At 40.9% G+C, this 550-nt stretch carries 1 protein-coding gene; it reads right to left on the reverse strand.

What is annotated here, in order from left to right; all coding sequences use genetic code 11:
- Positions 1-199, reverse strand: a 199-nt coding sequence (locus tag R8O11_RS30460) for a hypothetical protein (RefSeq protein WP_318195293.1), incomplete at its 3' end; no start/stop codon positions are given.
- Positions 200-550 lie beyond the last annotated feature (351 nt).

Genomic DNA, 550 nt, shown 5'->3' on the forward strand with positions numbered 1-550 from the left:
TACCTAGCCCGTTCTGACCGATGGCGTAAATGTTGTACCCTTTTTCCTTAATTGACATCGCAAACTCGACCGCTTTTTGCGCACGCTCTTGTCCCACGATTTCGTCAATAGGAGGCAGTTCCTTGGTCGACTTACATGGCATATTCTCTAGATCCGCTACAGAATACAGCTGTTGAGGTTCCAATCTTAGTATTGCCATATCCGCTTCCTTTTTCTTATTGTCGTAACTTGAGTGTAGAGATTATTTGTTTAATTTTAAGTGATTTAGCTTACACCATGGTTTAATCGCACACTTTATGACCATAAAAATGAAAACAATACGCACTTGCAATTGATAATCAATTTCATTTAATATCTTCAGCAAATCAACTTTTGTGGAGATGGACATGAATATTGAGCAATGCTGGATGCGCTATTTGAAAGCGGAGCAATTGATGGAGCAAGGCCATTGGCCAGAAGCTCATCGCTTATACGAAGATGTGCTCAATCACTTGCCTAGCCATATCCATAAGGCGCTAGAGAATGACCTTACCAAGCCTTGCCAATTTGT

It is taken from the genome of Vibrio sp. 1288 (assembly GCF_033344475.1).